This window comes from Streptomyces rapamycinicus NRRL 5491, assembly GCF_024298965.1.
GTDB classification, from domain to species: Bacteria; Actinomycetota; Actinomycetes; order Streptomycetales; family Streptomycetaceae; genus Streptomyces; species Streptomyces rapamycinicus.
Genome location: NZ_CP085193.1, coordinates 3603870 through 3616860 on the forward strand (window position 1 = coordinate 3603870; position 12991 = coordinate 3616860).

General features: G+C 67.8%; 11 protein-coding genes. 4 read left to right on the forward strand and 7 right to left on the reverse strand.

Going from position 1 to position 12991, the window contains the following annotated elements; all coding sequences use genetic code 11:
- Positions 1-99: 99 nt before the first annotated feature.
- The 5 genes from LIV37_RS14505 to ngcE form a co-directional block, all read right to left on the reverse strand.
- Positions 100-1200, reverse strand: a complete 1101-nt coding sequence (locus LIV37_RS14505) for a substrate-binding domain-containing protein (RefSeq protein WP_121825471.1) — start codon at positions 1198-1200, stop codon at positions 100-102.
- A 237-nt stretch (positions 1201-1437) separates the two neighbouring features.
- Positions 1438-2637, reverse strand: a complete 1200-nt coding sequence (locus LIV37_RS14510; RefSeq protein ID WP_121826040.1) for an ROK family transcriptional regulator — start codon at positions 2635-2637, stop codon at positions 1438-1440.
- 244 nt (positions 2638-2881) lie between these two features.
- Complete coding sequence (locus tag LIV37_RS14515) at positions 2882-3715, reverse strand: carbohydrate ABC transporter permease (protein WP_121826039.1); 834 nt, start codon at positions 3713-3715, stop codon at positions 2882-2884.
- A 172-nt stretch (positions 3716-3887) separates the two neighbouring features.
- Positions 3888-4805 carry a carbohydrate ABC transporter permease gene (locus LIV37_RS14520; protein WP_020867882.1) on the reverse strand — a complete coding sequence of 306 codons (918 nt, stop codon included), beginning with the start codon at positions 4803-4805 and terminating at the stop codon, positions 3888-3890.
- A 58-nt stretch (positions 4806-4863) separates the two neighbouring features.
- Positions 4864-6300: an N-acetylglucosamine/diacetylchitobiose ABC transporter substrate-binding protein gene (gene ngcE / locus LIV37_RS14525; RefSeq protein WP_020867883.1), complete on the reverse strand. Its 1437-nt coding sequence runs from the start codon at positions 6298-6300 to the stop codon at positions 4864-4866.
- Positions 6301-6641: 341 nt separating this feature from the next.
- Here ngcE and LIV37_RS14530 point away from each other — a divergent pair, with 341 nt between their 5' ends.
- The 4 genes from LIV37_RS14530 (at position 6642) to LIV37_RS14545 (ending at position 12278) form a co-directional block, all read left to right on the forward strand.
- Positions 6642-7163, forward strand: coding sequence for a hypothetical protein (locus tag LIV37_RS14530; RefSeq protein WP_121825470.1), 522 nt, complete (start codon positions 6642-6644; stop codon positions 7161-7163).
- Between the two features lie 213 nt (positions 7164-7376).
- The gene (locus LIV37_RS14535; protein ID WP_121825469.1) at positions 7377-11234 is read left to right on the forward strand and encodes a GH92 family glycosyl hydrolase; all 3858 of its coding nucleotides are present in this window, start codon (positions 7377-7379) and stop codon (positions 11232-11234) included.
- Positions 11235-11531: 297 nt separating this feature from the next.
- Positions 11532-12062, forward strand: coding sequence for a Scr1 family TA system antitoxin-like transcriptional regulator (locus LIV37_RS51755; protein WP_274596683.1), 531 nt, complete (start codon positions 11532-11534; stop codon positions 12060-12062).
- 12 nt (positions 12063-12074) lie between these two features.
- Positions 12075-12278 (forward strand): DUF397 domain-containing protein, encoded by a 204-nt coding sequence (locus tag LIV37_RS14545; RefSeq protein ID WP_020867886.1) that lies wholly within the window; start codon positions 12075-12077, stop codon positions 12276-12278.
- Positions 12279-12324: 46 nt separating this feature from the next.
- Here LIV37_RS14545 and LIV37_RS14550 read toward each other — a convergent pair whose 3' ends face one another.
- Positions 12325-12492 carry a hypothetical protein gene (locus LIV37_RS14550; RefSeq protein WP_185057966.1) on the reverse strand — a complete coding sequence of 56 codons (168 nt, stop codon included), beginning with the start codon at positions 12490-12492 and terminating at the stop codon, positions 12325-12327.
- Between the two features lie 191 nt (positions 12493-12683).
- Entirely contained in the window at positions 12684-12941 is a 258-nt protein-coding gene (locus tag LIV37_RS14555) for a hypothetical protein (protein ID WP_020867888.1), read from the reverse strand.
- Positions 12942-12991 lie beyond the last annotated feature (50 nt).

Genomic DNA, 12991 nt, shown 5'->3' on the forward strand with positions numbered 1-12991 from the left:
AGAGCGCGCTCTCCCCTCGGATGGGGGGGGTGAGTCAGGGGGGCGGGCCGTCCGTGGGTACGGACGGCCCTGCTCCGTCTATGGGCCGGAGACCGGCCGTCAGTTCAGACCGGCCTCTGCGCACGCCGCCTTGAACTTGGCGGTGCAGATCTGGGCGACCGTGTAGTTCCCGTCCTTGACGACGGTGTCCTTGATGTTCTTCTTGGTCAGCGAGATCGGGGTGATCAGGGTCGCCGGGATGTCCTTGGTGGTCGGGCTGTCGACCGTGTTGGACTCGTTGACCTTCTCGCCGCGGCCGAGCGCGATGGCCATCTCCGCGGCGGCCGCGGCCTCGTCCAGGTAGGACTTGTAGACGCTCATGTACTGCTCGCCGGTGACGACCCGGCGCACACCCTCGAGTTCGGCGTCCTGGCCGGTGACCGGGGGCAGCGGGTTGAAGCCGCCGCTCTTGAGCGCGGTGATCGCGCCACCGGCCATGCTGTCGTTGGCCGAGTAGACGCCGACGATGTTCTTCTTGCCGAGCGAGGAGATGGCGCCCGTCATGGCCTCGTTGGCCTTGTCCGCGAGCCAGCGGTCGATGTCGTACGACTTGCCGACGTCCACCTTGCCCTTGAGGACGGACATCGCGCCCTTCTTGAACATGGCGGCGTTGGGGTCGGCCTCCCAGCCGTTGAGCATGACGATCTTGCCGCTCTTGGCCTTGTCCCCCAGCGCCTCGAGCAGCGCCTTGCCCTGGACCTTGCCGACCGTCTCGTTGTCGAACGAGGTGTACGCGGAGACCGGGCCCTCGGCCAGCCGGTCGTAGGCGACGACCGGGATACCGTCCTCGTCGGCCTTCTTGACCGAGCTGGCGATGGACTTGGAGTCCACCGAGTCGAGGATGATCGCGTCGACCTTCTTGGTGATCATCGAGTCGACCTGCTGCTGCTGAACCGAGGGGTCGGACTTGGCGTTGACGTACAGGATGTTGCAGTCCGCGCAGAGCGCCTTGAGCTTCTTGGTGATGTATGGCCGGTCGAAGTTCTCGTATCTGGCCGTCTGGTCCTCGGGCAGCAGCAGCCCGATCGTGAGCGGACCGGTCTTCTTCTTCTCGTCCTTCTTGTCGCTGTCGGCTTCCTTCGCCGAGCCACAGGCGGCGAGGGCTACCGTCATCGACATGACAGAAGCGGCAAGAGCGACGCGACGCATCGTTGCGTTCATTTAGGGCTGACCTCCCTGACGAGGCCGCGTCATTGCGGCCGAGGTGGCTGGAAGTCAACTCGGCCGCCCGCATGGCGTCAAGAAGTAAATCCTTAACGAGATGGCAACGGTGCCATTCGTTATCTGAGTGAACGCAGCCGGACAGGCCGGATAGACGGAGCGTGACCGGACAAAGACTCTCAAGGCAAGCCCCACGGCCCAACAGCCCCCGCCCGGCCGGGGATATGACACAGGCTCTCAGGTGAGGGCCGGCGCCCCCGCCGAGAGCGCGCCGTCCAGCAGCGTCGAATCGCCCATCTCGCTGAGCACCAGCGCGAGCGCGCCCAGCACCTCGGCCCGGCCGCCGAGCGCCCCCGGCATCACCGACAGCTGATGGGCCGCGCTCGGGATCGCGTACCGCGCGACCGACTCCCGGATCGGGCCCAGCACCAGCTCCCCCGCCTCGGCGAGCTGACCGCCGAGCACCATCCGGCTCGGGTTGATCAGATTGCAGAGGTTGGCCACCCCGCTGCCGATGTGCCGGCCGACGTCCCCGATCACCCGCCGGCAGCCCGGGTCGCCCTCGCGGGCGAGCTGCACCATGCGCTCCACGGTGAGGTCCGCCCCATGGCTGGAATGCAGCAGCGGCAGCACATAGCGGGCCGCGGCGAAGGTCTCCAGACAGCCGCGGTTGCCGCAGCGGCACACCGGGCCGGACTCGTCCAGGGTGATGTGGCCGATCTCGCCCGCCGTGCCGCCGGGGCCGCGGTAGATCTTCCCGCTGATCACCAGCCCGGCGCCGACACCGTCGGCCACCTTGATGTACGCGAGGTCGCCGACCCCGCGGCCGGAACCCCAGACCAGCTCGCCGAGCGCGCCGAGGTTGGCGTCGTTGTCCACGTGCACCGGCACCCCGAGCCGCTGGGCCAGGTCGTCGCGCGGATTGGTGCCCGCCCAGCCCGGCAGGATCGCGGTCGAGCCCAGCGTGCCGGTCTCCACGTCGATCGGCGCGGGCACGCCGAGCCCGACGCCGACCACCTTGTCCTGGCTCAGCCCGCTGGCCGTGATCAACCTGCTGACCAGCTGCTCGGCCCGGTCCAGGCCCTGTGCGGAGGAGGCGTCCACATCCAGCGGCTCGGCCTCCTCGGCCAGCACCTGATGGGCGAGGTTGCCGATGGCGACGCGCAGATGCGTATGGCCGAAATCCACCCCTACGACGATGCCCGCGTCGCCGCTGAGCGAGACGCTGCGCGCCCGGCGGCCGCCCGCCGAGGTGGGCGTGACCTCGACCGTTCCGCCGTCCTTGAGCTCGCGCACGATGTTGGAGACGGTGGCGGCGGACAGCCCGGTGGACCGGGCGATCTCCGCCTGGGTCAGCGAGCCCGCCATCCGCACCGCACGGACCACCCGCTCGAGATTGGCCCGGTGCAGCGACGACTGCGATCCCGGAGTCTCCACGCCCATCCACTCCCGCCTTCGCGGGCGGCACGACGGCCGCTCCGCCCGACCGGACCGCAGCAGTGAGGCCCGGCTGTGTCTCCAACATGTGAACTCTAAGCTGAGCCGCCACGGTTGTCCCACGTCAAGCCCCCGACGGCCGCGGGACCGCTCGCGGTACCCTTCGCCGCCCACGGCGGCACGGCCCCGTCCTTTCCGCGGAACGGAAAGGACGGGGCCGTGAAAGGCCCTCTGCGATGTCCCCCTATTTGAGTGCGCCCGCGGTCAGACCCGCCTGGACCTGCCGCTGGAAGAGGATATAGACGCCGAGTACGGGAAGCATCGCGAGCACCAGACCGGCGAAAAGCGCTGACCAGTCGCCCTTGTACTGCTGGCTGGCCGCGAGCTGCACCAGACCCTGGGTGAGCACCCGCTTGTCCTCATCGGTGTTGAGCACCGTGGGCAGCATGTACTGATTCCACTGCCCGAGGAAGTTGAAGATCCCCACGCTGATCAGCCCGGGCTTCGCCATCGGCAGCATGACCTGGAAGAACGTCCTGGTATGGGACGCCCCGTCGATCAAGGCCGCCTCGGCTACCGAGGACGGCAGCGTCTTGAAGAACGAGGTGAGGAAGAAGACCGTGAACGGCAGCGAATAGGCGATATAGACCAGAATGAGCCCATGAAAGGTGTTGAGCAGGCTCATGTTCTTCATCACGAAGAACAGCGGCACCAGCGCCAGGATGATCGGAAAACTCATCCCGCCGACGAACATGAAATAGATGAACCGCTTTCCCGGGAATTCGAAGCGGGCCAGGATGTACGCCGCCATCGAGCCCAGCAGCATCGTCCCGATCAGGGAGCAGCCCACCACCAGGATCGTATTGAGGAAGAAGTCGCCGATGTTCGACTTGCTCCAGGCCCTGCTCCAGTTGTCGAAGTGCAGGGCCGAGGGCAGCCCCCAGGGCGAGGTGAAGATCTGCTTGTCGGTCTTGAGGGAGCTCATCACCGCCCACAGCAGCGGCAGCGTGACCAGGAGCCCCCAGACCACCAGGATGCCGTGCGAGAAGACGTTGAGGATCTTGCCCTCACTGCCGATCCGGCCCTCGGGGGTGAATCCCGGCGGCTGCTTGGCGACGGGCCCGGTGGCCGGTGCCTCGTCCTCCTTGGTGACGCCCGGGAGCTCCGAGGGCGCTGCGTGCGAGGTCACTGTGGTACCCCCAGATCGGCGGTCGGGCGGCGGTGGCCGGGTGCGGTCGGTGTGATCGGCATCAGTACTCCAGCCGTTCGCGCCGGCCGAGCCTGGTCACGATCACCGCGAAGATCAGGGTGACGATGAGCATCGCGACGCCGATCGTGGTGGCCCGTCCGGCCTGCCCGTCGTGGAAGGTCTTGGTGTAGACGTAGTAGCCCATGACCTGGGTGGAGTCGGCGGGGCCGCCCGGCCCCACGGTCATGATCTGCACCACGGCGAACGCGTCGAGCGCGATGATGCCCATATAGATCCAGCCGGTCTGGACCGTGTCCCACAGCAGCGGCAGGGTGATCTTGAAGAAGGTCTTGATCCGGTTGGCCCCGTCGAGCAGCGCCGCCTCGTAGAAGTCCCTCGGGATGGAGCTCATCCCGGCGGAGAAGAGGACGACGTAGAAGCCGACGTTGCTCCAGACCATCACCGCCATCAGGCACCACAGCGCCAGCTTCGGATCGGCCAGCCACTGCTGCTGGAGCGAATCCAGACCGACTCCGTCGAGGAAGGAGTTGATCGCGCCGTTGCGCGGGTTGTAGGTGAACTGGAACAGCAGGGCGACGATCGCGATCGACAGCACCTGCGGGAAGAAATAGATCACCTTGTACAGGCCCGACCCGCGCACCCCGGAGACCGCCGCGTTCTTGCGGCCCCGGCCTCCCACATTGAGCATGAAGGCGAAGAAGAGCCCGAGGCCGAGCGTCACCAGCGGCACCACCAGCAGCAGCACGACGTTGTGCCCGACCGCTTTCCAGAAGAGGTCGTCGTGCAGCAGCCAGTCGTAGTTCTTGAACCCGACCATCTTGAAGTCGGAGCTCAGCCCCGTCCAGTCCGTGAAGGAGTAGTAGACGGCCTGGACGAACGGCGAGATCACGAAGACCGCGTAAAGGATCACCGGCAGGGCCAGGAACCCCGCGATGAACCGGTACTTCCCATGCTGCATTTCTACCGACCTCGGTCTTCCCCTACGGATAATGCCGCCGGCGACGCGTGGAGCCGCATCAGACGTGCTTGTACTTCTTGACGGCGTCGTCCTTGGCCGTGTCATCGGCGAACTTCTGGCACTTCTTGATCGTCTCGGCGGGGGTCATCCGGCCGGCCATCATCTCGCCGAGCGCGCCGACGCCGATCTGCTGCTTCTGCAGCGTCACGTACCAGTCCTGCATCCGCGGGTTGACCACGTTCTTGCCCGCCTTGGTCAGCGCCTCCTGCGCCGACGCCAGGCCCGGCGGCAGGCTGAGCCCTTCGGTGCCGCCGTTGAGGGAGGAGAGCGAGGAGACCTGCTTGATGAAGTTCTTGGTGGACTTCTCACCGAGCATGATCCGCAGCAGCTCCATGCCGCCCTCGGGGTTCTTCGCCGACTTCGGGACGATGAAGGGCTCACCGCCGGAGGCCCACAGGGTGCCGAACGGCAGCTTGTCGCTCTTGTCCAGGCTGGAGGGCGCGGCCACCGCCATCTGGAAGTCCTTCGGGGTGGTCTTCTTCGCCTCGTTCTCCACCCAGGAGCCGTTCGGGATGAACAGCGCCTTGCCCTGGTTCCACGCGGTCTGGGACTCGATGTGGGTGAGGCCCGGGGTGCCCTTGAGGATGTAGCCCTTCTTGTAGAGCTCGTAGTACGCCTCGAAGGCGGCCTTGACGGCCGGGTGCTTCCAGGCGTTCGGCTCCAGGTTGTCGATCGAGTCCAGGACGTCCCGGCCGCCGATCTTGGCGATGAAGGGGTAGAGGCTGAACGGCAGGTAGTAGGGGTACTTGCCGGGGTAGGTCCAGCCCGCGATGCCCTTCTTCTTGGCCTTCTCGCAGACCTTGAGCATGTCGTCCCAGGTCTCGGGGTACTCCACGTCGAGCTTGGCGAGGTTGCTCTTGGAGTACCAGACGCCGTAGACGGTGTAGGCGTAGTAGAGGATCCACACCGGCTTGCCGTCGAACTGGCCCATCTCCACGACACCGGGGCGCAGCGTCTCGCGCACCGTCTTCTTCGGGTCGTCGAGGGAGGGCGCGTCCAGCAGCGGGGTGAGGTCGGTCAGCTGGTTCTTCGCGACCAGCGTGCCCATGTCCATCTGCTCGGCGCCGGAGTTGTCGACGAGGTCCGGCGGGGTGCCGCCGTTGAAGCGCGGCTGGAGCACGGTCTGGATCTTCTGGGTGGCGGCGTGCTTGACCTTGCCCTTGGTCTTCGGGAAGGCCGCGGCGTACTCCGCCTCGGCGTCCTTGGCGTACTGCTGGCCGAAGCCGCCGTCGAAGATGACGACGTCGAGCGCGGCGCTCTCATTGACCGCGAGCGGGTTCTTGGCGCTCTTCTTGCCCTTGTCGACCTTCTTGGAGTCGTCGTCACCGCCACTGGCACAGGCGGACAGCGCGCTCATCGCCGGCACGGTGATCAATCCGAGCGCCGCCGAGCGCTTGATCAGATCGCGACGGCCGACATCTGAGGTGGATCCCATGCTCAAGTCCTCGCCTTCGTCAGGACTCAGGCGGTGTAACGGTCTCCCGTACATACTCGCCTCCGGCGAGGGGCCCGACACCGCGGGTCAGTTGAAGCGTCAAGCGGAGTATTGCTGGGTGTACGCCGGGGAGAGCGGATGACCCGCCGAGGCCCTCCGATATGGGCCGTGGTGCGGCCTTCCCCCTGGGGCGACAGGTATAGTCCACTGGGCCTCATATGGGCAAGATCGAGAGGTCATCGGGTACCAGTCTTTCCCGAGTTGAGACCTGCCCGACATACCGTAAGGGGAGACATGCCGCGCGGCACGCCGCCGTGCGCGCTCCCCGAAAGGCGGTTCCCGTGTCCCGGAAGCAGCTCACCCTCGCCACCAGCATTGTCGTGACCGCGACACTCGCGGCCACCGCGGGGTGTGGCTCCGGCAGAGGGGGCTCGTCCGCCGGGGACAGCAAGGGCGGCGCGGCGATCGGCAAGGGCATGGCCCAGCTGCCGGTGGAGCCCACCCAGGCGCCGACCGAGGAGCCCACCGACGACCCGTATGACGAGCCGTCGGACTCCCCCACCGGCGGCTCCGGCCTGATCACCCCGGACGCCAAGATGGGCACCTGCGGATGGGGTTCGAACGGCAAGCCCTACGCCAATGTGAAGATCAGCAACTCCGGCTCCAGCACGGCCTACTACTCGCTGCTGGTCGGCTTCGTGGACAGCTCCGGTGAGGTCGTGACCACCGGAGTGGAGTCCGACGCGTCCGTGGCGGGCGGCTCCGAGAAGACCATCAAGGTCACCGGGGTCAAGGCGGACAGCTCCCACACCGCGAAGAAGTGCCGGCTGTCGCTGGCCACCAAGTCCGACGACGGGGGCTGACGACACGCCAGGAACAACCCCGAGGGGCGCATGGAATCGCCCCCATGGACGCGGGCCGTACCACCGACAGGGGTACGGCCCGCGGCGTACCACCCGCCGCACGGGCGCCCATTGAGCGCTGTCCGCAACCTTGACACCACCCTCCCCCTGCCTCCCTACTTATCTCTGCCCGACCCAGTGGACAACGTTGTCAGACTCGTTGAGAGGCTGAGTATGCGACAGAGACGACCCCAGAGACGATGGCGTGGGATCGGACGGTCGGCCGCCCTGGTGGCGGCCGTCCTGCTGGCGGTGACGGCCCAGGGCGGTGCGGTCGCCGCCCCCGCCGGCCCGGACTCCGCGCACCACGCCGACCGCACCTTCGCCTCGTCCTTCGAGTCGGGCGATCCCCAGCCCGACTGGCGGAACACGGTCGAGACCGGCCCCGACGGCAAGAAGAAGGCGTCGGGAGTCGACGGCGGCTACTCCTCCGGGATCCCCGGCAATGTCACCGACAAGGTCACCGAGGTCCGCGCGAGCGACGAGAACACCGACGGCGGGGAGATCAAGGAGAACCTCGTCGACGGCGAGGTCACCAGCAAGTGGCTGGCCTTCGACACCACCGCCTGGCTCGAGTTCGACCTGAGCGAGCCGGTGAAGGCCGTCCGCTACGCCCTCACCTCCGCCAACGACGCCCCCGGCCGGGACCCGAAGGACTGGACCCTCAAGGGCTCGGCCAACGGCTCCGACTGGACGACGCTCGACACCCGTAAGGACGAGACGTTCTCCTCGCGCCAGCAGACGCGAGAGTTCTCCTTCGACAGTTCCACGGCTTATCAGCACTTCCGGCTGGAGATCACCCGCAACGCCGGGGACGACATCGTCCAGCTCGCGGAGGTGCAGTTCGCGAACGGCGACACCACTCCGCCCGCGGCCTCCGACATGCAGTCCCAGATCGACCGCGGCCCGACCGGCTCCCCCACCGCCAAGGCCAACGCGGGCTTCACCGGCACCCGCGCCCTGCGCTACGCGGGCACCCACAAGCCGGATGGCCGGGCATACTCGTACAACAAGGTCTTCGACGTCGACACGGCCGTCACCCGGGACACCCAGCTGTCCTACCGGATCTTCCCGTCGATGACCGAGACGGACCTGAACTACCCGGCCACCCATGTCTCCGTCGACCTGGCCTTCACCGACGGCACCTACCTCAGCGAACTGCCCGGCGCGGTCGACCAGCACGGCGCGCGGATGAGCCCGCAGGGCCAGGCCGACTCCAAGACGCTCTACGTCAACCAGTGGAACCACAAGGAGTCGCGGATCGGCGCGGTCGCCGCGGGCAAGACGGTCGACCGGATCCTCGTGGCCTACGACTCCCCCAAGGGCCCCGCGCAGTTCCGCGGCTGGGTGGACGACATCGCGATCGCCCCCAAGGCGCCCGAGAAGCCGCTGGCGCACCTGTCGGACTACGCGCTGACCACCCGCGGCACCAACTCCAGCGGCAGCTTCTCGCGCGGCAACAACTTCCCGGCCACCGCCGTCCCCAATGGCTTCAACTTCTGGACGCCGGTGACCAACGCGGGCTCCACCGACTGGCTCTACCAGTACGCCCGCGCCAACAACGCCGACAACCTCCCCACCATCCAGTCGTTCAGCGCCAGCCATGAGCCCAGCCCCTGGATGGGCGACCGGCAGACCTTCCAGGTCATGCCGTCCGGGGCGAGCGACACCCCCGACGCCGGGCGCACCGCCCGCGCGCTCCCCTTCCGCCATGAGAAGGAGACCGCCCGCCCCTACTACTACGGGGTGACCTTCGAGAACGGCCTCACCGCCGAGATGGCGCCCACCGATCACGCGGCGGCCATGCGCTTCACCTATCCGGGCGAGGACGCGAGCGTCATCTTCGACAACGTCAACAACAACGGCGGGCTGACCCTCGACGCCGAGCACGGCGTCGTCACCGGCTACTCCGACGTCAAGAGCGGACTGTCCACCGGCGCCAGCCGGCTGTTCGTCTACGGCGTCTTCGACACCCCGGTGAGCGCGAGCGGCAAGCTGGAAGGAGGCGGCGGCAAGGATGTCACCGGCTACTTCCGCTTCAAGCCGGGGAAGGACCGCACGGTCACCCTCCGGCTCGCCACCTCGCTGATCGGCGTCGACCAGGCGAAGGCCAACCTCGACCGGGAGCTGCCCGCGTCGCGGTCGTTCGGCCAGGTCAAGCGGGCCGCCCAGGCGGAGTGGGACAAGATCCTGGGCCGGGTCGAGGTCGAGGGCGCGGACCGCGGCCAGCTCACCTCGCTCTACTCCAGCCTCTACCGGCTGTACCTCTATCCCAATTCCGCTTTCGAGAACACCGGGACGGCGGCGAAGCCCCGCGACCAGTACGCGAGCGCCTTTTCGCCGGCCGCCGGGGAGAACACCCCGACCCATACCGGCGCGAAGATCGTCGACGGCAAGGTGTACGTCAACAACGGCTTCTGGGACACCTACCGCACCACCTGGCCCGCCTACTCCCTGCTCACCCCGAAGCGGGCGGGCACGATGGTCGACGGCTTCGTGCAGCAGTACAAGGACGGCGGCTGGATATCCCGCTGGTCCTCACCGGGCTACGCCGATCTGATGACCGGCACCAGCTCGGACGTGGCCTTCGCCGACGCGTATCTGAAGGGTGTGCGGTTCGACGCCGAGGCCGCGTACGAGGCCGCGCTGAAGAACGCCACCGCCGTGCCACCCACGTCGGGCGTCGGCCGGAAGGGCATGGCCAGCTCGCCCTTCCTCGGCTACACCAGCACCGAGACCCATGAGGGGCTGTCCTGGGCGCTGGAGGGCTATCTCAACGACTTCGGCCTGGCCAACATGGGCAAGGCGCTCTACGCGAAGACGAAGAAGATCCGCTACAAGGAGGAGTCCGAGTACTTCCTGCACCGTGCGCAGGGCTATGTCTCGCTCTTCGACGACAAGGCGGGCTTCTTCCAGGGCAAGGACGCCAATGGAAAGTGGCGCGTGCCCTCCGACAAGTACGACCCCCGGATCTGGGGCTACGACTACACCGAGACCAACGGCTGGGGCTACGCCTTCACCGCGCCCCAGGACAGCCGGGGCCTGGCCAACCTCTACGGCGGCCGCGCCGGTCTGGCGAAGAAGCTGGACACCTACTTCTCCACCCCGGAGACCGCCTCGCCGGAGTTCGCCGGTTCCTACGGCGGCGTCATCCACGAGATGACCGAGGCGCGGGACGTCCGCATGGGCATGTACGGCCACAGCAACCAGGTCGCCCACCACGTGGCGTACATGTACGACGCGGCGGGCCAGCCGTGGAAGACCCAGGAGAAGGTGCGCGAGGTGCTCTCCCGCCTCTACACCGGCAGCGAGATCGGCCAGGGCTACCACGGCGACGAGGACAACGGCGAGCAGTCCGCCTGGTACCTCTTCAGCTCGCTGGGCTTCTATCCGCTGGTGATGGGCGGCTCGGAGTACGCGGTCGGATCGCCGCAGTTCACCAAGGCCACGGTGCATCTGGAGAACGGCCGCGACCTCGTCGTCAAGGCCCCGCGCAACAGCGCGCGGAACGTGTACGTCCAGAGTCTGAAGGTCAACGGCAAGGCGTGGAACTCCACCGCGCTGCCGCATGACCTGATCGCCCGCGGCGGCACGCTGGAGTTCGCCATGGGCGCCAAGCCGTCCTCCTGGGGCACCGGCGCGAACGCCGCGCCGTCCTCCATCACCAAGGACGACAAGGTGCCCACCCCGCGCCACGACCTGACGGTGCCGAGCGGCGGTACGGCGCTGCTGGACAACACCTCGGGCACCGAGGCGGCCTTCGAGTCGGTGGACCTGCCGGTCACGAAGCCGGGCCGCGCGGTGCAGTACACCCTGACCTCGTCGGACCGCGGCAAGGCCCCGACGGGATGGGTGCTCCAGGGCTCTCCGGACGGCGAGAAGTGGCGGGACCTGGACCGCAGGTCGGGCGAGTCCTTCAGCTGGGACAAACAGACCCGCGTCTTCTCGGTCAAGAACCCCGGCGTCTATGAGCACTACCGCCTGGTGCCGGACGGCAAGGCGACCCTGGCGGAGGTGGAACTGCTGAGCTGAAGTGAGCTGAGCTGCGCGATGCGATGAGACATGCGGGCCGTGGCCACGCCTTCGGGCGGCCACGGCCCGCGTGCTGACATGGTGCGGCGGCGTGGCCGTCGACCGCGCGCCGCCGGGCGCGCCGGGCGCGAGGCGGCCCGGCCATCTACCCCGCCGTCTCGCGCCTTCGGCGCATTTGAGCATGGGCGGCGGGGGGGGGGGGGGCGCGGGCCTCGCCGCCGGGCGCCGGGCCGGGTGGGGTGGGCACCGGTGGCGGCAACGGTGCTCTGAGGCTGGGCCCGGTGCCGGAGTGGGGGCATGATCCCGTTTGGTGCGACGCCGGACCGTGTGTGGGGGCCTTGGGGCGGTCTGACGTCGCGCTCGCGTCTCCGGGTACCCCCTCCGAAAACGCTTGATCTGAAGCAACTACTACATCAAGCATTTCCAGAAGGCATCCCCAACCCTCGCAGTCCGGCACCGGGCCCGGCCGCCGGGCACAAATGCCGCCACGGCCCCCGCACCTCACCGGCCCCTCGGCCGGCGACGCGCGCCGTGGCCCGCGCCCAGCTTCAACACCTCATCGAGATGAGTGAGCGCGACAACGTCGCGATCGTGGTGGTCCCGTTCGGCGTGGGGCCGCTCCATGGTTCCGGTCACCCCATCGACTACTTCGGCGGCTCGGTCCCCCAACTCGACACTGTGGAGCTCGACACGGATCACGCCACGGTGCTACTCGACTCGGAAGCCCACCTCGTGAAGTATCGAAGCGTGCTGGATCGTCTTGAGAGCTACGCACTCAAGCCAGCAGCTTCCCGGGACCTCGTTTACCACATCGCGCAGCACATCTGAGAGGAAACCAACGTGGCCACCCGTGACTGGCAAAAGTCCTCGTACAGCCAGGAGGGATCAGCCTGCCTCTACGTCGCCGTCCCCGCTCCCCACACCGTCAGACTCCGGGAGAGCGACGAGCCGGACGTCATCCTCACCACCACCCCCGCCACTCTCGGCACCTTCATACACGCGGCGAAGGCAGGCACGCTCGACCGCCTCATCGAGAGCCAGTAGTGGGCCAGGTCATCGCGGTGAGGGCGTGGTGGAGGGGTGGCGTCGCTCAGTGGGCGGCCACGCCAGCGGGCGCCGATGCGTTGACCCCGACCATCGCCGCCGTGGCGAAGTCGCGGTCGTGCAGGGTGTCACGGAAGCGGATGCGGCCATACTCCGGTGTGAACGCGTTGCCCGTGATCTTGGCGGCGAGTCCGAGCTGACGATAGATCTCCATCGAGCGCATGTTGACCAGCCGGGGCTGCTCACCTCGGATCCATCGGGGCACTCGGTCCCTCAATCTGCCGCACCCGGTGACCGGGGGCAACGCCAGCGCGTCGGCGTACACCCGAACGCGCTGCTTGTCGCGGTGAGCACCAGTCTCGAGAGCGCACGCGCTCGGGCGTCCCCCTCCCGGCCCGCGCGACGCTAACCGTCGACGAACAGGTCCTCCACTCGGGAAGCGGTCACGGCTCGGTCCAGCCAGGCATCGAGGAGGTCCAGATCCTTGCATGCCTCGATGCGCTCACGCGTCTCGGGAGTGGCCTCAAGCCCCCGAAGGCTGAGCACGCGCAGAACATTTTTCGCACCTTTCGCAGCCTGGCCCTCAGCCTGGCCCTCTGCCCGAGCCTCGGCGAAGGCGCGCTGGGCGTGTTCGGAGCGGAAGAAGTTCAGCAGCGCAGACATCAGGTCTCTCCAGATTTCCCGTGCCGGGGTGTCTCCGAGACCTCGGTGAG

Excerpts from the sequence above, each read along its gene's own strand:
- LIV37_RS14505 (WP_121825471.1), bottom strand. The coding sequence starts at position 1,200 with ATGAACGCAACGATGCGTCGCGTCGCTCTTGCCGCTTCTGTCATGTCG.
- LIV37_RS14520 (WP_020867882.1), bottom strand. The coding sequence starts at position 4,805 with ATGCAGCATGGGAAGTACCGGTTCATCGCGGGGTTCCTGGCCCTGCCG.
- ngcE (WP_020867883.1), bottom strand. The coding sequence starts at position 6,300 with ATGGGATCCACCTCAGATGTCGGCCGTCGCGATCTGATCAAGCGCTCG.
- LIV37_RS14535 (WP_121825469.1), top strand. The coding sequence starts at position 7,377 with ATGCGACAGAGACGACCCCAGAGACGATGGCGTGGGATCGGACGGTCG.
- LIV37_RS51755 (WP_274596683.1), top strand. The coding sequence starts at position 11,532 with ATGATCCCGTTTGGTGCGACGCCGGACCGTGTGTGGGGGCCTTGGGGC.
- LIV37_RS14550 (WP_185057966.1), bottom strand. The coding sequence starts at position 12,492 with ATGGAGATCTATCGTCAGCTCGGACTCGCCGCCAAGATCACGGGCAAC.
- LIV37_RS14555 (WP_020867888.1), bottom strand. The coding sequence starts at position 12,941 with ATGTCTGCGCTGCTGAACTTCTTCCGCTCCGAACACGCCCAGCGCGCC.